This is a genomic window from Colwellia sp. 75C3 (assembly GCF_002836255.1).
Taxonomy (GTDB): Bacteria; Pseudomonadota; Gammaproteobacteria; order Enterobacterales; family Alteromonadaceae; genus Colwellia.
The window spans coordinates 174,952-194,696 of record NZ_PJAU01000047.1; the positions used below are offsets into that span (position 1 = coordinate 174,952).

The 19,745-nt window shown below is 35.6% G+C and carries 22 protein-coding genes; 15 read left to right on the forward strand and 7 right to left on the reverse strand.

Going from position 1 to position 19,745, the window contains the following annotated elements; all coding sequences use genetic code 11:
* Positions 1-68 precede the first annotated feature (68 nt).
* Genes CXF85_RS10070 through CXF85_RS10085 form a run of 4 tightly spaced genes read left to right on the forward strand, consistent with a single transcriptional unit; the run spans position 69 to position 4,779 of the window.
* Positions 69-731 (forward strand): TnsA endonuclease N-terminal domain-containing protein, encoded by a 663-nt coding sequence (locus tag CXF85_RS10070; RefSeq protein WP_101228394.1) that lies wholly within the window; start codon positions 69-71, stop codon positions 729-731.
* Entirely contained in the window at positions 728-2,707 is a 1,980-nt protein-coding gene (locus CXF85_RS10075) for a DDE-type integrase/transposase/recombinase (RefSeq protein ID WP_101228395.1), read from the forward strand. Before CXF85_RS10070 ends, CXF85_RS10075 begins: the two co-directional genes overlap by 4 nt.
* Positions 2,700-3,722 (forward strand): TniB family NTP-binding protein, encoded by a 1,023-nt coding sequence (locus CXF85_RS10080; RefSeq protein ID WP_157829063.1) that lies wholly within the window; start codon positions 2,700-2,702, stop codon positions 3,720-3,722. Before CXF85_RS10075 ends, CXF85_RS10080 begins: the two co-directional genes overlap by 8 nt.
* Complete coding sequence (locus CXF85_RS10085) at positions 3,703-4,779, forward strand: TniQ family protein (RefSeq protein ID WP_101228397.1); 1,077 nt, start codon at positions 3,703-3,705, stop codon at positions 4,777-4,779. Before CXF85_RS10080 ends, CXF85_RS10085 begins: the two co-directional genes overlap by 20 nt.
* A gap of 511 nt (positions 4,780-5,290) precedes the next feature.
* Here CXF85_RS10085 and CXF85_RS10090 read toward each other — a convergent pair.
* The 3 genes from CXF85_RS10090 to CXF85_RS10100 all read right to left on the reverse strand — a co-directional run bounded on the left by CXF85_RS10090 (position 5,291) and on the right by CXF85_RS10100 (position 7,948).
* On the reverse strand, positions 5,291-5,611 hold the full coding sequence (locus tag CXF85_RS10090; RefSeq protein ID WP_101228398.1) for a DUF6957 family protein: 321 nt from the start codon (positions 5,609-5,611) through the stop codon (positions 5,291-5,293).
* 67 nt (positions 5,612-5,678) lie between these two features.
* The gene (locus CXF85_RS10095; protein WP_157829064.1) at positions 5,679-6,035 is read right to left on the reverse strand and encodes an MbcA/ParS/Xre antitoxin family protein; all 357 of its coding nucleotides are present in this window, start codon (positions 6,033-6,035) and stop codon (positions 5,679-5,681) included.
* A gap of 143 nt (positions 6,036-6,178) precedes the next feature.
* A complete protein-coding gene (locus CXF85_RS10100; protein WP_101228400.1) occupies positions 6,179-7,948 on the reverse strand; it encodes a TniQ family protein in 1,770 nt (589 codons plus the stop codon).
* Positions 7,949-8,229: 281 nt separating this feature from the next.
* Here CXF85_RS10100 and CXF85_RS10105 point away from each other — a divergent pair, with 281 nt between their 5' ends.
* The 10 genes from CXF85_RS10105 to CXF85_RS10150 all read left to right on the forward strand — a co-directional run bounded on the left by CXF85_RS10105 (position 8,230) and on the right by CXF85_RS10150 (position 16,315).
* Positions 8,230-9,177: a WYL domain-containing protein gene (locus tag CXF85_RS10105; protein ID WP_332870688.1), complete on the forward strand. Its 948-nt coding sequence runs from the start codon at positions 8,230-8,232 to the stop codon at positions 9,175-9,177.
* 8 nt (positions 9,178-9,185) lie between these two features.
* Positions 9,186-10,097 (forward strand): ABC-three component system protein, encoded by a 912-nt coding sequence (locus CXF85_RS10110; RefSeq protein WP_101228401.1) that lies wholly within the window; start codon positions 9,186-9,188, stop codon positions 10,095-10,097.
* Entirely contained in the window at positions 10,094-10,348 is a 255-nt protein-coding gene (locus tag CXF85_RS10115; protein ID WP_101228402.1) for an ABC-three component system middle component 6, read from the forward strand. The genes CXF85_RS10110 and CXF85_RS10115 overlap by 4 nt, the downstream gene beginning before the upstream one ends.
* Positions 10,338-12,074 (forward strand): ABC-three component system protein, encoded by a 1,737-nt coding sequence (locus tag CXF85_RS10120; RefSeq protein WP_101228403.1) that lies wholly within the window; start codon positions 10,338-10,340, stop codon positions 12,072-12,074. The genes CXF85_RS10115 and CXF85_RS10120 overlap by 11 nt, the downstream gene beginning before the upstream one ends.
* Positions 12,075-12,241: 167 nt before the next feature.
* A complete protein-coding gene (locus tag CXF85_RS10125; RefSeq protein ID WP_157829065.1) occupies positions 12,242-12,757 on the forward strand; it encodes a hypothetical protein in 516 nt (171 codons plus the stop codon).
* 573 nt (positions 12,758-13,330) lie between these two features.
* A complete protein-coding gene (locus tag CXF85_RS10130; RefSeq protein WP_157829066.1) occupies positions 13,331-13,801 on the forward strand; it encodes a hypothetical protein in 471 nt (156 codons plus the stop codon).
* A gap of 193 nt (positions 13,802-13,994) precedes the next feature.
* Entirely contained in the window at positions 13,995-14,366 is a 372-nt protein-coding gene (locus CXF85_RS10135; RefSeq protein WP_157829067.1) for a hypothetical protein, read from the forward strand.
* Positions 14,367-14,499: 133 nt separating this feature from the next.
* Positions 14,500-15,303, forward strand: coding sequence for a hypothetical protein (locus CXF85_RS10140; RefSeq protein WP_101228407.1), 804 nt, complete (start codon positions 14,500-14,502; stop codon positions 15,301-15,303).
* 46 nt (positions 15,304-15,349) lie between these two features.
* Positions 15,350-15,916: a hypothetical protein gene (locus tag CXF85_RS10145; RefSeq protein WP_101228408.1), complete on the forward strand. Its 567-nt coding sequence runs from the start codon at positions 15,350-15,352 to the stop codon at positions 15,914-15,916.
* 69 nt (positions 15,917-15,985) lie between these two features.
* The gene (locus tag CXF85_RS10150) at positions 15,986-16,315 is read left to right on the forward strand and encodes a CPCC family cysteine-rich protein (RefSeq protein WP_198555579.1); all 330 of its coding nucleotides are present in this window, start codon (positions 15,986-15,988) and stop codon (positions 16,313-16,315) included.
* Positions 16,316-16,337: 22 nt separating this feature from the next.
* Here CXF85_RS10150 and CXF85_RS10155 read toward each other — a convergent pair whose 3' ends face one another.
* Positions 16,338-16,562 (reverse strand): hypothetical protein, encoded by a 225-nt coding sequence (locus CXF85_RS10155; RefSeq protein WP_101228410.1) that lies wholly within the window; start codon positions 16,560-16,562, stop codon positions 16,338-16,340.
* Positions 16,563-16,958: 396 nt separating this feature from the next.
* Here CXF85_RS10155 and CXF85_RS10160 point away from each other — a divergent pair, with 396 nt between their 5' ends.
* The gene (locus CXF85_RS10160; RefSeq protein ID WP_101228411.1) at positions 16,959-17,822 is read left to right on the forward strand and encodes a hypothetical protein; all 864 of its coding nucleotides are present in this window, start codon (positions 16,959-16,961) and stop codon (positions 17,820-17,822) included.
* Between the two features lie 77 nt (positions 17,823-17,899).
* Here CXF85_RS10160 and CXF85_RS10165 read toward each other — a convergent pair whose 3' ends face one another.
* From CXF85_RS10165 to CXF85_RS10175, 3 genes are all read right to left on the reverse strand, one after another.
* Positions 17,900-18,223, reverse strand: a complete 324-nt coding sequence (locus tag CXF85_RS10165; RefSeq protein ID WP_101228412.1) for a hypothetical protein — start codon at positions 18,221-18,223, stop codon at positions 17,900-17,902.
* A 278-nt stretch (positions 18,224-18,501) separates the two neighbouring features.
* Positions 18,502-19,077 carry a hypothetical protein gene (locus CXF85_RS10170; protein WP_157829068.1) on the reverse strand — a complete coding sequence of 192 codons (576 nt, stop codon included), beginning with the start codon at positions 19,075-19,077 and terminating at the stop codon, positions 18,502-18,504.
* 143 nt (positions 19,078-19,220) lie between these two features.
* A complete protein-coding gene (locus CXF85_RS10175; protein WP_101228414.1) occupies positions 19,221-19,643 on the reverse strand; it encodes a hypothetical protein in 423 nt (140 codons plus the stop codon).
* Positions 19,644-19,745 lie beyond the last annotated feature (102 nt).

The following is a 19,745-nucleotide window of genomic DNA, read 5'->3' on the forward strand; positions in this document are numbered from 1 at the left end:
ATGGTTAAATCATAAGTTGACAATAACTTGTTTTTCACTTATACCTTTCATATTAAGATGGAGGGTGTATGTTGAATTTATATGTTTCAAAAAGACGCGATTTAAGAAACCGGAAAGGAACAACGGTTTGTAAATTCGCTTCTACCAAATCAGAAATCGTGCCTGTTCTCACTGATGGGAAACTTGAAGCGGATTATTGTTATCACTTAGAATTTAATCGAGACGTTATTAAATACGAATGTCAGCCATTAGGTTATTATTATATCCCCGACATTGATGATCCTACACTCCTTAAGAAAAACCCTCACTACACCCCTGACTTTCAAGTTTGGTATAAAGATACATCAATTCGATATTTTGAAGTAAAGCAAGAGGAGTTTATTGACCCCGAACTCGCGCTATTGTTTCCAATTTGGCAAAGCCAAGCTATATATTTGAAAAAGAAATTGGACTTTGCTCTTGATAGCGAAATTAGAGCTGAGCCATATTTTTCTAACCTCAAAACGTTATTCAAAGCTAAAAAAAATAGAGTTATTAACGACGCTATGCTGCGCACGATAACTGCCCTTCTTAAGGAACATAAAAAAATCAGTGCGTTTGATTTTATCAATAAACATAATGTCATTGCTTCTATTGGTGACTTTTATTGCTTATTAGCCAACTATAAAATAAAAACGGATATCAAAAACTTTGAATTATCTTGGAATATGACCTTGGAGCTTGAGTCATGAGTAAAATTACTATTGGTGATTACTTTATTAGGGATAAGCGACAATTTGAAATCAAATCGATAGGTGGCTCAACTATTCAAATTGAAGATGTTATCTCGTTAATAGCTAGTGAACTTTCATACTCTGAAATGTCAGATCTTATTTTTAGGGGGGAAGCACAAATAGTGTCTTCTAAGCCAAAGGTGGAGAATGTTTCAGGAGATAAGTCGCGTGATTTCTCAAGTTATCCAGAAAACCTGAAAGCAGTAGCACTATATCGTTGGAAATTTGTTAAATGTGTGCTTGTTGATAACAACGTGACCAAATTCTCTCCTAAATGGCTTGATCCATTAATTGTTGAAGTTGTTGAAGAATACCAAGTTAAAACAGTGTCTTGGAGAACGTTAAAAAGATGGCTTGATCGATATGTAGAGATGGGAATGAGAGGGCTAATCCCCATGACTGAGTTAAAAGGGAATAGAGAATCAAGGGTGCCCGAAGAAACAGACTCTTATATTTACGATGCACTAATGACATTAAAAAATAAAGAAAAAATCTCTTATAATACGGCATTTACAAAATTCAAAGATTGGGTATTAATTGAAAATTCGACACGAGCGGATGACATTCAACTCCCCTTAATCACTTATCAAAGTTTCATAAAAAGAGCCGCGAAATTGGCCCCATATGATGTCATGGTCGCTCAGCTTGGAAAAGCAAAAGCTGATATCTTGTTTAGCACTCAGCGTAAAGCTGAACCAATAACTAAAATTCTCGACCGTGCTGAAATAGATCATACTACGCTCGATTTGTTCATTATTGATGAATATTTAAGACTACCCTTAGGCCGCCCAACCGTCACGGCGGTGCTTGACAGAAAATCACGATCTATTCTAGGGGCATATATTGGTTTTGAGCCACCGAGCTTCCTTAGTATTTCTAAAGCGGTAAAGAATGCCATCTCAGATAAAACAGCATTAATGGCTGAATATCCAAGTGTAAAAGGTAAATGGCATTGTCGAGGCGTTTTTACTTATATAGCAACGGATGTAGGTAGAGACTTTACGAGTAAGATGTTTGAAGAGTCACTATTAGACTTAGGCACAACGATTGTTAAAAATCCAGTGAAGAAACCTTGGTATAAAGGGGCTGTTGAATCGTATTTCAAAACCCTGAATCAAACCCTTCTAGATGATAAACCGGGAAAAGTGTTTGCAAGCCTGTTTGACAGTAATGATTATAATCCAGAAAAAAATGCGGTGATATCTATGACAACATTCATGGACATTTTTTATTGTTGGTTAGTAGATATATATCATTGTACTCCAAAAGGCGAAGATAAAGTTATCCCCAATATCTCGTGGTTAGAAGATGAAGTAAATGTTGATACAGACCCTGTTTCACCTGAGCGATTAGATATTATATTTTCTGAAAACGACACAAGAGATAACCGATCAAAAGGTATTGTTATTAATAACCTTTGGTATTCAAGTAATACACTAACTAAGTTAAGACAAAGTGGTTACATTAGTGAGCAAAAAATTAAAACTAACCGGGAAAACTTAAGCTGCATAAAAGTACTTAACCCTATTTCTAAGACATATTTTGATGTGCCGGCAGTTGATCAAGATTACACAAAAGACCTTACACTGCATCAACACCAGATAATTCAAAAATATCGTAATAAATATGCATTAGATAATACTGACGAACTATCACTAGCCCAAGCTAGAAAACGTATTGAAGACATAATTGATAAAGAAATAGTACTTAATAGAAGAATGAAAATATCGGCAAGCAAACAATTATCAAGGTACAGGAATATCGAAGGTGGAGGCAATAGCTCAGTTGTTAGCGATGAGCAGAAAGCAAAGATAGACCTAGTAGTCAATCAGCAAAACAAGCCTTCTGAAGAAACTAAAACAACGGGGATGGCTGATATTGTGGCAAAACTTAAAGCTGATAAATTGGCGAATAAGGAAAATGATAATGAGTAGTAACCAAGCGGGCATTGATGAAAAAATTAGACAAATAGAAAACATATTTGTTGAAACACCTCAAATTAAAGAAATATTCGAAGACATCGATGAGGCAATGGATACCGCAAGAATTATCGATTATAAAAAGCAGCCAACCAGTATTTTGATAACCGCGCAAAGTGGAATGGGTAAAACCACTATTTTTGATCACTATCTTGCTAAGTACCCTAGGTATCAGGCGGAAGAAGGAGATGTAGTGCCTGTTCTCTCTTCTACATTACTCGATGATAAATCTCCCAAAGGCGCACCAGGGCATATGTTAAGAGATTTAGGCGATTGGCTTCAAGGTAAAGGAGGCACGCGTGGAGAATTAACTGACCGCTTTGTTGTGCAATGTAATGGCGTAAAAGTTGAAGCTATTTTTATCGACGAGTTCCAAAATGCCATTGAAAATGGCAGCGATAATATAATATGGAATACGTCAGAATGGATTAAAACATTGGTTAACCTAACAGGAAGACCCGTTATTCTATTCGGAATGCCTTACTCAAAGCAGGTAATTGATACCAATATCGCCTTAATCAAAAGATTCCCAGTTATTCATCATATCGATGAATATGATTTGGAAACAGCATCTGGGTGGTTAATCTTTCTAGATGAGGTTGATAACCAGCTACCATTTGAAGCTAAAGTGGGGTTAGCAGACGAAGAGTTAGGTGTACGGTTAATGTGTGCAGCTGGGGGAAATCTAAGTCGTTTAATGAAGCAAATAATTCGACCCGCAGCAAAAAAAGCGGTTAGGGCTGGCGAAACAAAGTTAACCATTGATCAATTACTTAAGGCTTCCATAAAAATTCAACGCGTTCCTATGGAAAGTAACCCTCTTAACTTTGACGTGCCACTTGATAGTTTGGAAGTGGTTCACGAAATAGCGGAAACACAGTATAACAAGCCTTATTCGAGAAAAGGTAACTGGAAGTATCGCCAAGTGGCAACTGAAGAGAAATTAAGTCGTGTCCTCTCTAAAAATTAATCATCAGTTATTACTTCGACCCAAAGTTAATCGCTCAGAGTCTTTTCAAAGCTACTTGATTAGGCTTGCGCGTGCCAATGGATATGTTTACACCGCATTTTCGTCAGAAATTACAGCAAAATCTAAACCTCATCGTTCTATGAAATTGGCTGACAGAAAAGAAATTCAGACGCTATTCAAAAGCATATCAGACCCAAATGTAAGCGAGTTAACCGACATTTGGGAGTGTGCTCATTATCATAAGCAGCAGTTTGACTACGCTCGCACAAAGTTTTGTTATCTTTGTTACCAACAGGACAGAGTGCTAGCGCCTTATTGGTGGTTAAAAAGTTGTTTAGTTTGTACTAAGCATAACGTGTTAATGATCGATAGCTGTACCCATTGCAATACAAAAGTTAATGAAGATAGTTTAGTTAATGAGCGCTGTATAACTTGTAATACATCATTCGAGTCATTTAAGCTAAAAGCAATTGAGCCTGACCTTTATAGTGTTCATATAGGGAATACATTTTTAAATTTTCGCGGAAATACACAAGACTTTGTCGCATTACTTGATGCTAATCTATACAGGCGTTTTATTGAAAATAATATCGGATTATTTCTTCTTAAAGAATTAGAACATAAAACAGCGTCAATGGATAACCGTAGAAATTTTAGTCTTGAAGAGCTGTATCTTGATCAGGTTAAAGTTCAAAATATAATAAATTCAGGAGGTGTGAAGAAATTTTTATATGATGTTTTTATTAAAAGGAATAATGAAGGAGGAAGAAAAGGCATCCCACATGTATTGATGTCTGTTTTTGACTCAATCATGTCTTCTGAGGGGACTTTATATAAAGTTCAATTAATAGAGTTATTATTGTCGCCTCCAATTCCAATGGAGAACTGGGCCTTAAGAGTGCAGTGGTTAGAAAAATTATTTGTTATTCCTATAAATGAGCTGGGGAATTTCATTAAAGAAAGTCACCCTGAATATAAAAATAAAAGCCAAGGACCATTAACAATAAAAATTAAACACGTTAATTTTTTGACAACTACATATTCAAAAAAAAATTGAAAGGTATTTAACAGGTTAATTAGTTAATAGATATTCTCCTGCATTGGTGGAAAATATCTGCTAACAGGGCCAGCGAATTGCATTTAGCTTCGGAAGCCAATTACATTTTAGTTTGCCAACATAAACCCTTTAAACCATCATAAAGCTGACGTTAGCTTTTTTGTTACTAAAGCGGTCATTGAGCTTTTGTGAAATCATGATCATATTAACCGAAATTCACTGGTCACTTATGTGGCCGTTTTAAGCCCATTATAGTCAAATTTAATTTTTGGACGTTAAAAGTAGATTTATTTTTCTGAACGCTCTAAACAGCCCCGAAATCTATTGAGGTTAATGTCCGCTATAGTCGGTTCCGTTCCCGTTAGGTAAGGAATAGATAGCTATATTCGTATCCAAGTGAACATTAGGAGGGGGATTTTTACTTGTAAATCTTGACAGCTTTGTGGATTAATTAATATTTTATCGAAACCAGGTGTGTCGGTTTTGTGCGAGCTTGAGATATGCGGATCTATCAATGCCTTGTGTTTTTTGTGGACTCAACAGATGCTAAGAACAATGCCGCATCATTCGGGTTCATACCTTTGATAATGAGCTTAAACTCATGAACACTTGCAATGATTTTTTTTACCTTACCATATGCTGCATAAACTGAGTTGCGAGTAGTGAAAATTTTAGCATCACTATTTTTACTGATAATAGCGCTAGAGCAGACATAATTTCCCTTAATGAATCTGCCTTTACGATCTTCTATGACAGTGCCATATATAACTTCTATTCTCAGGGCTGGAACAGAAACGATATAGGCATTATAAATCATAGTATCAAGTCTCATCTTAACGTTCTCTCCATAAAATTCGCTTTAGTCCACCTCGATAGCTTGAGTAAGCAAAAGTATGTATTTAAGATAAATCACCTGTTTTTATCCTGTTTATGAGATCTAAAATAGCAGCTATGTCGCGTTCAGTTTTCAACATATCAATCGGTGCTTCGTTTACTAAGAAAGCTTTAGGTGTCTGAAGCCATTTCGATATAATTTCATCATTACCTTTAAATAAGTCTGAAAGTTCACTGTAGATAACTTCTGGAATATCTATTTCAAATTGCTTCCATACGATTATTGTTCCTTTTTCAATCGTGAAACTTAAGCTGTCTAAATCACTTGTACTTAAATATTTTATCACCTCACCAGAAAACTCTAGCAAAAGTTGTTTATCAATTTTTACTATTTTGGCTTTCTTGAGTTTTATCAGTTTCATATTTCCCTCCATAATTTAACAAGCTTTTATTAACATATTATCAATTTAACAGAGTGCTAACTGCTCTTGAATATGCATTGTTTTGATTAACCGTTTATTCATTTCAATACCCTTAGTAACAACTATAAAAGTGTTCATTAGCACTATTTACGTTGATATACATTGATTAACCCGCCGTTGATTTTAGGGCCTGAAATTAGTTCAATATCACTGACGGGTATTCCATTTAGTTGATGTTTTAGTAAATAGCAGGTTTTGAATTGGATAATGCTGGCTTTTGGGATTAATTTGATTGGTCTAGGAGTGCGATTAACTTTCTGCTTTAGGCAATCTATTAATCCAATTTTTATAAACTCATAAATGACGTTTTTATTAATCCCAAGTGTTGAGCAAGCTTCTTGAGGAGTAAGTAACTCGGATGAAACATCATCATCGGTTTGAAAAATGGGTGTGAATCTTATAAGTGAAAAAGGTGCATTGTTACTACCTGAATAGGCATAGTCAACTTTACCATTAAGCATCTTTTTGATTAAGTCAGCAAAACTATAACCAGCAAAATTGAAGCGCCTGATTGCTGTTGTGGGACTGCTCATAGAGATGGAAGCATTGGCTTTAAGCCGGTTGATTAGTATTTCTATCTCTCTCTTTTCAATCAACCAATCTCTGTTTGTTAAATTTGGCTCAAGCAATGGGTTAATAATGCCGTCCCTTAATAACTGTCGAGTATGATAAACACTGACATCCAATAGCTCAGCGCATTCATCAATAGAGCAGCAATTTTCTAATTTTGACTTAAGTTTCATAACACCAGTGCGAAGAAATAAACGTGTGCCATTTACTAAAAAGTGAGAAGGCGAAATTAATTTTTCTCGAATATAAACCTTCACTTTCCCTAAATGGCAGTAAAGGATTTTCGCAATTTGTGATTCGCTGATGAATATTGAATTATCTTTTGTTTGTGTATCTACTTGCGTTAGTGATTGCATTAGTATGCCAGTAGAAAAATGGTCGCGTAAATACTCTTCAAACCCCGACTTTAGCAACTTATAAGCACCTGAACGGCTGTTGTCAGAGCTGTAGATATCATCATATAAATCACGAAAACATTTTCTAATGCCAGTTAACCGCCTATCTGACATAGGATGATTTTCAAAGTGCGCTAACATCTCAAAAAAACGAGTTGGCCACTCTGCAATGTACCAATAGGCGGCTGAATAATATTGACGACAAAGCTCAGTATCGCTTTTAGCACTGGTTTTCTTTTGAGAGTCGATAGCAAACGGATGGAAATGGGCAAAAAAACCTAACAAATCGCAGTATTCTGCTAGATTTATTGACTGCCGCCCAATGATTAAATTAGTGCTTTCCAATAGCTCAATGTGCTTATTGAAAGTAAACTCAGCTTCACCAACCTCAATTCTAGATACATCATTGCTCCAGCTTGCTACATCACGCCATAAATAATGTGTTCCCCATGTGAGTCTATATCCTGTTGTCGGATGAACTGATATCAATACACAATTATGCTTTGTGCAATATGTCTTGGCCGCCAAACTGTTTATAAAAGCAATTGTCCTGTGTTCCTCATAACAAAACGGGCAAATCCTTACGTGTGTAACGTTTAGATTTTTTACAAGGAAATCCTGTGCAAAGGCCGAGCATCGAGTGTTACTAAGCGGTCTAAACTTTAACGCCTCAACTTGAGCAATGTTTATATTGGCTAACATTGCCACTCGCTCTAAATCAAAATCGCCAAAAAATATCTTTTTACCCGGCAACCTATTATTTAACAATTTGCAATTGGCACTTCTTAGCAGTTGCATTGAATTTTTATAGCCATTGTTGGCAGTTAACCTAAGCAAGTAGTTTGGTAATGAATCGGTTGATTGAGGGTAAGGGCGAATGAGTAACATGATGAAATCCTAATAACTGTTACTTATAAAGCTTAGACTCAGCAGAGTATTTTAAAAGGAATTTATTCTTTGTTTCGGAGAGGTTTTTATGAGAATTTAGTCTTTATTAAATGTGTGTTCTATACTCAATAAGCCATTACTTATCATGTATTTGGTATATATTATTACCGTTATTAATTATACTGTCAGCGTTTGCTGCCTTAGTGATGATAAGTTAGAGTCACTAAGTTTCTTAGTATCAAATAGATAGAATCTAAAAGATATTATCAAAATGATTGCTTGTGTGTTTTTTATCAGCTAGATTGGTACTTAATAAACATAAAAATAATGTTGAATGTCACTTGATAGATTTAACAAATATCAACTACGCACAACGTGAACGCTTGGCGTTCATTGATTTTTGCTTGCAATTTTTCGGGAAAATATCACGTGCCGACTTAGTTAACCACTTCAAAACGGGGTTAGCGTCATGCTCGCGTGACTTAACTTTGTATCGAGAACTAGCTTCAGATAACCTCACTTTAAAACACGAAACAAAACAGTATTACCGTACTGCTCAATTTTCTCCCGTATTTGAACACAATCCAGAAGCCACGCTTAACAGTTTATGCCGTGGCTTCGGTGATGGTTTTTCCAATGGAATTACGCCATCTAATGTCTGCATTGATGCTACAAGATTAATACATCCAAGCTCAGATGTTATCGCCACCATCATGCGTGCGATCAACAATCGACAAGCTATATCATGTGACTATATTTCATTGTCTTCTGGCGAAACTAAACGCACTATTGTTCCACATAGCCTCGCAAATAACGGCCAGCGCTGGCATGTACGTGCTTACGATAAAAAGAATAAAGCTTTCAGAGACTTTGTTTGTACACGAATACAAAACGTTACAGCAATTGAAAAGCCAATTGCGACAATACAGGGAAGAGAATTTGATAAGCAATGGAACAGCATTCACAACATCACATTAGTACCTCATCCCTCTATAACTTATTTTAAAGCGATAGAACTCGATTACTCGATGGTAGACGGAAAAGTTGAATTAAACGTACGAGAAGCGCTTTTAGGTTACTTAATGAGACAATGGAACGTAGATTGCACATTAGAAGGCGCATTAGTTGGCGAGCAGTATCAGCTTAGGCTTGATAACGTTCATGAATTGCAGGGAATTGATAGTTTGTCGATTGCCCCAGGGTACGGCATTAAAAATTATAAAGGATAGGGAAATATATGGATAATATTACAAGGGCTTGGTACGGCATGCATATTGACGTAGCGCTGCAACAGAAAAACGAACAAGCATATGAAGATTTCTTTTGTAAAGTGATGAAGTTGAAATACTCTGATAACTTTCAATTAATCAAAGCGGCTGGTCGAGATGGCGATGGTAAGGCTGACGGTTATTTAATTCCTGAAAAGTGTGTATATCAATCATATGCTCCCAGTTCAGGTTTTAATAAAAGTAAATTACAAAAAAAAATTGAAGGTGATTTTCTAGGGGCTGTAGACAAATGGGGAGATCGCCTAGAGAAGTGGGTATTCTTACACAATAGCCCTGAAGGTCTGCCAAAATATGGGTTGGATCTTATCCTAAAGTTAAGAGATGAAAATCCAACTATTGAAATCACTCCTCCCTGGGGGCCAAGTGAAATAAAAGACATCATACTTTCTTTAAATATAGAACAATTAGTTGATCTTTTCGGTCCCGCTCCTACTCAAAAAGATATGATTTCACTAACACATGAACCTATCAAAACCTTATTAAGAGCAATGTCACGCAAAGAAATTAAAAAAATGACTATTGCTCCTGTATCTGTTGATAAGCTTGAGTTCAATAAGCTTTCTGATGACGTTGAAGTATTGTTAAGTGCAGGTAGGCGCAAAGAGAATTTAGTGGAAGACTTATTACTACATTGGCCTGATCCAGAGTATGGTGAAGAGTTGGCGGAATCATTCAGAAATAAATATAAATCACTAGCGACAGAAGGGGTTACACCTGACAAAATATTTTCTGGGCTACGTTCATTTTCGGGAGGAAATAGTGATGATATTTCGGCTCAGGTTTCGTCACTTGCTGTACTAAGTTACTTTTTTGAACGATGTGATATTTTCGAAAATGCACCAGTAGGTTGGAAGTTATGATTTTACCGACTAAACACTTATCACCAGAACGCTCTATTATTTCTGTTTCATCAGAGATCCTTGAATTAGTTGATTCACGTTCAACGGTAAGTTCGATATGGAGTAGTTTACAAAACAAGCATAAAGCATCGTTACGTTTTAGTGACGTGCCATATGACTGGTTTATCCTGGCATTAGATTTTTTATACATGGTAGGTGCTATTGACGAAAGAAATGGATTGATTCAAAAGGTGAAAAGTAATGCTGCATAAAATTTATAGTGACTTACCAAGCTTTAAACAAGTTGAGTTTCATGAGGGACTTAACCTAATTCTTGCAGAAAAAGATGATCAATCGACCGAAGGTAAAACCAGAAATGGCGCAGGGAAAAGTAGTTTAGTTGAGCTAATAAATGCTTTACTCGGTAGCGATTTACGTAAAGGGAATATACTCAAAGCACCTGATCTTTTGTACAACAGATTCGGCTTGGAACTAGAACTCTCCGGGAAAACTGTCACTTTAGAAAGGTGTGGTGACACAGCTAATAAAATTTTTGTCAAATCAATGCCTGATAACTTTATGCCATTAACTGAGGGTGATGGCGAAAAGTACATTAGCAATAACGAATGGACTGCGGTACTTGGCAAAGAAATATTTAATGTTACTGATGCAGCAAGACAAATTAAAAGTGGCCCTTCATTTCGTTCACTTTTTTCGTATTATGCAAGGTCGCCCAAAGGTTTTGATACACCTGAAAAAACTTTTTCTCAACAATCTACATGCAGTGTTCAGGTAGCATTGACTTATTTACTCAAATTAAATTGGAAAATTGCTAGAGAATTTGAAGATATTAGGCAAAAAGATAAGTTCATTAAAGCGCTTAAGCAAGCCGCGAATGATGGTTCTTTAAAAGAAATTATGGGATCTGCGTCAGAGTTGAAAACGGATATTTTGCTTAAAAAAACTAAAGTATCCGCACTTAGAAATTCAATATCTGAATTTAGGGTTTTACCTGAATACCAAACAAAAGAATCAAGAGTGGCGGAGCTAAGTAAGATCTTATCATCTTTGTCGGCAGCCGATACCACCGATAAAGAGTGGCTTGCTCAGCTAGAAAGGATTATTGAAGAAGAGTCTGAGCCAGATAAAGGTAAAGTGAGTAAATTGTTTCAAGAAGCAGAGTTTGAGTTACCTGAGCTAATTGCTAGGCGATTTGATGAAGTATCTGCATTTCATGATTCTATTGTCAGTAATAGACGAGAACATTTAAAACAAGAGATAGACGAAATCAACACGAGAATTGGTCTGCGGTTAAAGGAAAAAATATCGCTAGACAATGAGCGTTCAGAAATTATGCGTTTATTACAGTCTCATGGTGCATTAGAGCAATATATGCTGCTCCAGAACATGCTATCCAAATTAGATGCGGAAATAGAACTATTAAGTAAAAAACTGGATGCAACCGCAAACCTTGAAGAAAAGAAAAGCGATTTAAAAATAGATCGCCATAAACTTCAAAAAAGAATGAGAATTGATCATACCGAAAGAGATAAAGCAATTAGTGACGCTATAATTGCATTTGCGGACTTTTCTAATCAACTATATGATGAGTCAGGAAAATTCACGATAGATCCTACCGACAATGGCCCTAAGTTTGAGTTTGATATTCCGGGCAAAAAAAGTACGGGAAAATCAAAGATGCAAATTTTTTGCTTTGATATGACATTAATGAAGTTATGGGCAAAAGAGCCTAAAAGACCTGATGTTCTGGTTCATGACAGCGCAATGTTTGATGGTGTTGATGAAAGGCAAATTGCTAAAGCGTTAATTATTGGCTCTAAAATGGCCAAAGAATATGGTTTTCAATATATTGTAACAATGAACTCAGACGATATGCCTGATATGTCAATGTATCCAGACTTTAGGTTAGAAAATCATCGTGTAAAATTAAATATTACGGATAGTGAAAACGGTGGTTTATTTGGTGTCCGTTTTTAGGTGATAAGCAAAAGGTGAGACAAAAGTATGGCTATTAAAAATAATATTTACAAAAAAGGATTAATGTGAAACGTTTTATTTATTTAATAACCCTCTTAGCTAGTTTACCAATATGTTCTTTTGCTACAGAGTCAGTGAAATCTTACTTCGAGAGTAAGGAGTTTGAGGTGTTAGCAAACAGACTTTGTGATCAATTATCAAACTCAGAAACTACGGATAAATTATCTGGGCCAATGGCGTTTAAGTCAACAATCGCTGAGTTTATAAAGCAGGATGTCAACTCAAAAGACACCCGGAAAAAAGTTATTGAATTTTGGAATACTAATAAAGCGCAATTTATTTGTACTTATGGAAATTTAAAATACCTAACGCCCCAACCTGTCTTGCGCCGTATCATTGATATGAATATTCAAGAAGAAGTATTTTTTGAATTTTTACTTGAAGATGAATTTAATGATGAATATCAAGTTAACGTAGATATTAATATTGTTCATATTAACCCGAAAGGTGAAGCTGAAACCTTGCTTGATTATATTCAAAGTATTCGTGATGATAAGTCTCTTGCTGCGCTGTATGATTTTGATGAACTTGCAGACTTACAAGAATCGCTTCAAGAAGAGTACGGTGGCAAGTATGTAAAATACGCCAAGAAATATCCTGAATACGCGCTAGAAGGTTACTAACCTGTCTAAACTTTAACGCCTCAACTTGAGCAATGTTTATATTGGCAAACATTGCCACTCGCTCTAAATCGAAATCGCCAAAAAATATCTTTTTACCCGGCAACCTATTATTTAACAATTTGCAATTGGTGCTTCTTAGTGGTGCATTGAATTTTTATAGCCATTGTCGGCAGTTAGCCTATGTATAGAGCATTTTAAAGCAATGTAATTATATTTTGATGTCGTAGGTTGTTTTTATGCTTATAAACGTGAGATATGGCTGTAGGTGGCGTAATGAGGTGATGAATGCTATTTACTCATTAGGAAACACTTGGTTTTGGGAAACGCAAAAGCTAGGTTCTATAATATATTAACGTAAATTGTTATTCCGCTTTTTTTAGATACTCAACTTACCTTCAGGGGCAACGCTTTCAAGCATGGCTCTATCACAGGCACTGAAATTGATAAAATTAGCGCGGACTTCTCTTAATGGCTAGTAACTGAAGTTCCAAGTAGGCGTAATTTGACCGCAGAAGCGTTACACTTAACACTAAATATCTAAGCCGTTACTATCGATAATTCTAGAGTACATTTATGTCCTTTTTTTGGAATAGCATTGCCACAAAACACCGAAAAATAATGCACAATAAAAAGTGCAGTGTAGAACATTGCTTTCGCTGTATGGGCAAACTCCAATTAATGGATGAGGATGTTAAAAGCAGCGTTAGCTTCTACCAATGTACAAATTGCCAATCTCATTACACGTTAACAGTAAATAAAAAATTACATGACCGATGGCTAATGCCAATAACATTAGTGATCTATGGCGTGATTTTTGATAAAAACCCTGCACTAAGAGCGGTTGCAATCGCACAGGAGTTTTATCTTCGTGACGATATCGACCTTGAAAAAATGATAACTGATATAGAGCAAGAGCTTGAAGCACCAAGGCAAAATTTGGTTGATATATTTACGTTCTCGTATCCAAACGAAGCTAAACTCAGGGTGTTTTTGAGGCAATTTATTGTTGAGCTTAAGCGTATAAAGGCACACGCTAGAAATTAATATCGATTAAACGGATGGGAATATGAAGTTATTGTTGCACTTGCTTAAGGTGGCTGTACTTTGTCCTATTGCGCTGTGATGTACTAGGTTTTTCGTTTGGTTACTCTATTTTAGCGCGTAGGGTTACTAGGACATAACTATTTATAACGTCAATAAGGTATCAGACATAATGCTTAGTTTATCTAGGATATACTTGTTTTTCAAAGAACTATTGTTAACCATTGAATTAACTGAAAGCGAGTTAGCGCAGTTCAGCGATCACATTCATCAAATATGCGATAGCGTGCAAGAAAGAAATTTAACACTAGTGAGCAACGCGATTGAAAGCACTTCTGGGCATAACAACCATAAACTTGTAGTTTCAGCCGTACATTTTGTTAAAGAATGCGTACGGGGATTTAATCGTAATTACGCGAATGATTACGCTAAGAGCGATTACTTTAACGAGTTTATTGTTTATACAAGGGAAATTGAAATAGATTTTGAGAAAAAAAATTACGACCCTGATGGTGTTGGCGGCGGCACTATTACCGATATCCTCAATAAAATAAAGCTTTCTCATTAACATTACCGCCAGTTAATAGCGTTCTAACCACTTAAGGTAAAACCTTGTAACTAACTTTGCCTTTAACGTACTTTGAACCGCATGGTATTATTGATGTTTTATAAAACAACGTCAGGGAACTTAACAAATTAAAATGATGATAAAAAAAATAATAACCCTTTCTATTACCTTAACGGTATTGGCAACGTTAGCGGGTTGCTGTTGTAGTAACCCTAATTACCAGAAAAACAATGAAGATGTAGCAACGAATGCCAAGGCTAGTACTAATACTGTTGAGGCATTCGCAAAGCAATTTAGCCCAGAATTAGCAACGTATATTATGAATCACCCTGATGTGGTTGACGATATTCGCTGTCAATCAATCCCCATCAATATTGATACCCCTGTTAAAACTCATGAAGAAAAACAGTTGTGTATTTTAGCATTCACAACTTACGAGCCTTTTTTTTCCGAAAAAACAACGTTATTTGTTAAAAATAAAAACGCCGATATTACCGTGTTAACTCATTTTATCGACGACGAATCATCATACCTTTCGCACATTGAATTTTCTGAAAATGGTAAGTATATCTATTTAATGCTTACCGATGAAGGTCACCCATTTTTTGTTTTTTTCGATACACAAAAATTTATTAATAACGAGCCTGATGCTCAAGTAGGCGAGTTATTCGAAGAGTACTTTCTTGACCATATTGAAAGTTTTTATGATAACGGTGATATTGTTTACGCGCTGCGAGAGGGTACTATTACCGGTTGCCTTAATTATGGCGAAGTAGAGGTAGAGCCAAAAACCGACGGTACTGAACAAGTTAAACGTTGTTTATTCCATTATAATATTTTTGATAAATACACCAGCTTTTCAAGCCGAGAGCCTTTTCTTCCAACCAGCAGTAAGCGAAGGGTAGTTATGCCCTATGTTTGTAATGCCTTTAATTAACCTGAATACGTAGCGACCTGTTTGAGTCAGTGGTATGAGCTAGAGCATGCAAAATTATGTTGAACATAAAGAGGAAATAGAATTGATGAAGTTAAATGTACTCTTGCTCACTGCGTTAGTATTTTTTATTGGTGACAGCTTCGCTTATTCAACGCCGATTGATTGTGATGAGGTTAAAGGCATGTCGGGTAAGTCATTAGAAAAGTGCCTTGAAGGTGACAGTAACAATGTGCTTAATGACAAAAACAGTGCAGAACAAAAAACAGGCGAGTTCGTGCATGCTCAAAAAGTATTTGATGCGTTAATGGCCTGTGGGAAAAATTTTGATGTGAGCGTTGGAAATACTCTTGTGATAAATTGTTTAGAAAAGTTAACATTTAAAATGCTACAGGTTAGGTTGCTTAGCAAAATTGTCCGCTGGACTAGTATTGTTAAGTCTTATCAACCCTTAACGCAATGTGATGACGCAACACTTCAATTGTATCCTAACGCATCATTAACAGAAGTTGAGCTAGTACGGTGTTTTGAATTTGAAGCGCATGAAATTCAAACAGGATTAGTTTATTACTCTGTGGAGAATGCGCAGCTCAAAATTAGTGGTATTCAGTTTTAATTGTTTATCCTTGGTGGGGGGAATGAAAACTATGATAACTTTTCATCTAAAATTTAAATGGAGTTAATAATGAGCGACACTAAGGAACTCTTTGCTTGCCCCTGCTGTGATTATTTAACACTAACCGAGCGCGATAAATATGAATACTGCTCAGTGTGCTGTTGGCAAGATGATGGGGCGCAACACCCATATGATTACAGTGAGTTTAATTGCCTGTATTTATCTGTGGGCCAAGAAAATTTTCTAAAGCTTGGTGCTTGCGATGAATTTGCTATTTCGATGGTTGAAAAGGATGCTAAATCACGTTATAAAAAACAAGACTACAGCACTTTTAACCTGAATGCCCCTAAAGTACATTACAATCCATTTGCAGACTTTTTTAAGGGGAAAATAAAATAAAAAAGTGGTGCGTGTCAAAACGCTAAATACAAAAATGCAGTAAGCCTTTTGTACATTTTGGGCATTTTTCATCGGGCTTGCCGGCTAGATAAAGCATCTCCTTGGTATTATTGCTGTTACATTGATTACAGCACTCTTGTTTACCATGCCAATTACAGCAGTCTAAACAAATACGGCCACCACCATTAGGGTCAACAACATCTACAACTATGCCGCATTCTGTACAAAGTACTACACCTACAATCATTTTTGCTCCTCTGTGCTTAGTAGTAAGTTGTTGACAGTAAATAACTGTCCGTTTTTTAATCTAGCTTTAAATTTTTTATTCGTTTTCTGGCTTTTGGCACAAGTAAATCAAGCTCAGGATATACCTAGTTCTCATGCATAATATTAAGATGATTTTTAATTGAGTTTTCTTGAGAACAAATACAAAAATGCACAGTAATCTTTCAATACTTTTAATAGCTTGGCTATAACACCACAGTTAACAGGCTAAGTAGCAGTAGTAAATGAATAGGCGTTTTATTAATATCCTTACTTATTGCATTTATAACCAAGTCATTCAATACTATCAGTAATCAACCTTTGGTCAATGTTACTTTACTGTGATAGCAGACTTAAAAAAGCGTAATAAGGACTGTTAATGCGTTACTTCATAATAATACTCATGTTATTACCATTATGCGCACAATCATCTCAAGACATAAGAAATTGGGATTGGCAAAAGCAAAAGCAACAGTGGACAGACTGGAAAGAGTATAAAACCTTCAGTGACAGCGAAGGTAGACCCGTAGTGGTTATTTCCTATAAAACCAAATTCACCAAAGCAGGTATTGCACGAATAAAATGGAAAATAAAAAATGCTGCGACAATACCCGCTAAACGCTTAGGAATAGAGCAAAAGTTTTATCAAAGTAGTGATGGCACAACCAAAATTGTAAGTGGCGATTCGAAATCGGCTAAAAAGAATAAACCGTTCGCATCAGGGGAAGAAGTAGAATTTCTTTCTGATTTATTTTCAAGTGACAAGCATGGAAAAATAACGCATATAGAATTGCGTTATCCTTTTTTTAAAGCGGAGTTTATTCAGTCAGATGGTGAAGTATTAAAAATAACAGGTGACAGTTTTGAAGCACCAACCAAGGGCGTTATTGATTGCAGAGAAAAATATGGACAACCAATGATCACTGCTGGCTTTGACATTGAAGAGTTGGCCGGTAATCAAATAAAAATCAGCTCAGTGGGTGGGGACGCTAAATCAAGCAGCGGTGACATAACCTTTGATTTAACCACTTACCTAACCAGTGAAAATAAAAAGGCATTAGATAAAGAATTTAAAACTCGCTTCACCAGATACGTTTCTGGGATATGTGGTAATGAAGTCAAGAAAACGGTGACAAGAGAGCTTTACGATATTATCCGTTCAGCTATTCGAAGTTACGGAAAATCAGTACCTAAAAAATTGATGATTAAGCCGAGAAGCGCTATTACTGGTGTAAGGGGCTGATCTAAAAATAGCAGTCACTGCATAAGTAAATTTATATATATGCAGTGGTTATGTTATTTAAGTTAAACTTGTATTAACTAAAATGCTTTTGTAGCTATTTCGCAATGACCCTTACTTCTGTGTCCATCACCTTCGCGTATAGTTATTTTTAATGTTGAACGATTTAACTCTAATTTGTAATTTCCTGAATAATAACCATCAGTAGAGTGACAAAAAAGAATTTGCTCATCCAATCTGCATTTGTTATCTGAAGGAAAAGTCATAGAACCAGTGATGCTTGCTTTGTCTTCGGCAAGTGTAAATGAAAAATCCTTATCTTCTGAGGATACCCAGGATTTGTTTGTATATCCCTTCCCATTTTTAATATAAGGTCTTTCCTCAAAGTTGGCATTGTCATTCAAATTACAATTGAATGTTGTTTTGGAAGCAAAACTATTAAAACTTGTAGTCGCTATAATGAATAATGAATAATTTTCATTTTATTTCCTTTTTTTTTGTAGTTAATTAAATTGTTTTTAATGCTCTAGTGCTTGTGAATCTCATAGCCATTCCACGCCTCATTAATAGGTGTTTTACCTTCTGCGCGTACTTTCTTAAATAAGTCTACACGACCAGACATAGAAACTGGCTTTCCACCATCAAAGTGATGAAAATCACAATCATCAATTTTTCATCAGCCTTAAAATGCCTCTTCTTTACCACCTGCTAAGGTAATGGCATGTTTGAATGCTTTGCTTATTCTTGTCGCTAACTCTCTTTTTTGTTCTGGAAAAAATAATGAAGCGGAACTTAACTTCAACTCACTATTTTGTAGAGTCGATAACGTTATAATGGTTTTTTTGTTGTATGTTGTATTTAATCGGATTTGCAGTTGACCATGTTCGATAAGTTCTATACTACTTGGATCTAAATCCTTTAAGAAAAACTCATACTTATGATGTTCTGTATTACCAGATGTAATGTAGGTTTTAGTGTACTCAAAAGTAATTCTTCCAGTGGTTAAGTTAGATTCAAATGAATATGTAGTTTTACTACTTATCGTTTCGCTTAATTCACCAGAATCATATTTATAAAAAATGAAAGGGCTTTCTGTAATGAACTTATTCTGAATAAACTCTAACGTAGCTTCTAATGTTGGCTCCTTCGTATGAGCACTCAAAGGCAGGAGTAGTAACAGCATCAAAATAATGTTTTTCATATCAGTAATAATCCTATTTTTATTTGGCTGTTTATCTGTGAATTCATGATTTTTCAAATTGTTTACCAGCCGTAGCTTTTACTTTAGGGTTTGGCAGTCCTCCAAAGAAGGACCTTCAGTTGCCAAAGCATTGAATGTTATAGTCGTTAACAATATCGCTAAGGTGATTGTCTTTTTCATTATTTTAATTCCTGTAAAATTTAGTGATCGTTTTTAGTTTTATTCGTTAATTCAACAAAAGATTGTAATACTTCTTTATTAAAATCAGTGCCCATTTCTAACTCTGTTCTAATTTTTTTAATAACAACATACAATTCATCAAATATATGTTCACCGTTATTCTCAGCCTTTTTATGCATATAATTAGTCGATAATTCAATGACATCATCTTTACCATAAACAAGCAATTTACTTTTTAGAAGTCCTAAATTTACATTGGGATCACATTCATCATAAAGTAAATAGTGAACAAGCATTTCATATAGCGCAGGACGGCTTTCAAGTTTTGATGATTTTTTAGCATTTCGTTTATCAAGTCTAAACTTCATTAACGGGGCTATAAATGCGCCAAAAAATCCGGCAATGAAAATAGGGATTATTTTTGTCCACTCTAAATCAGGCATTATCAGGTTTAACCTTGCAGATAGTTATAGCTAGATATGTAATTATCAGAGCCAATTGTCTCATTATTATTCCTTAAAAACATTCATCTTTAAGTTAAAAGC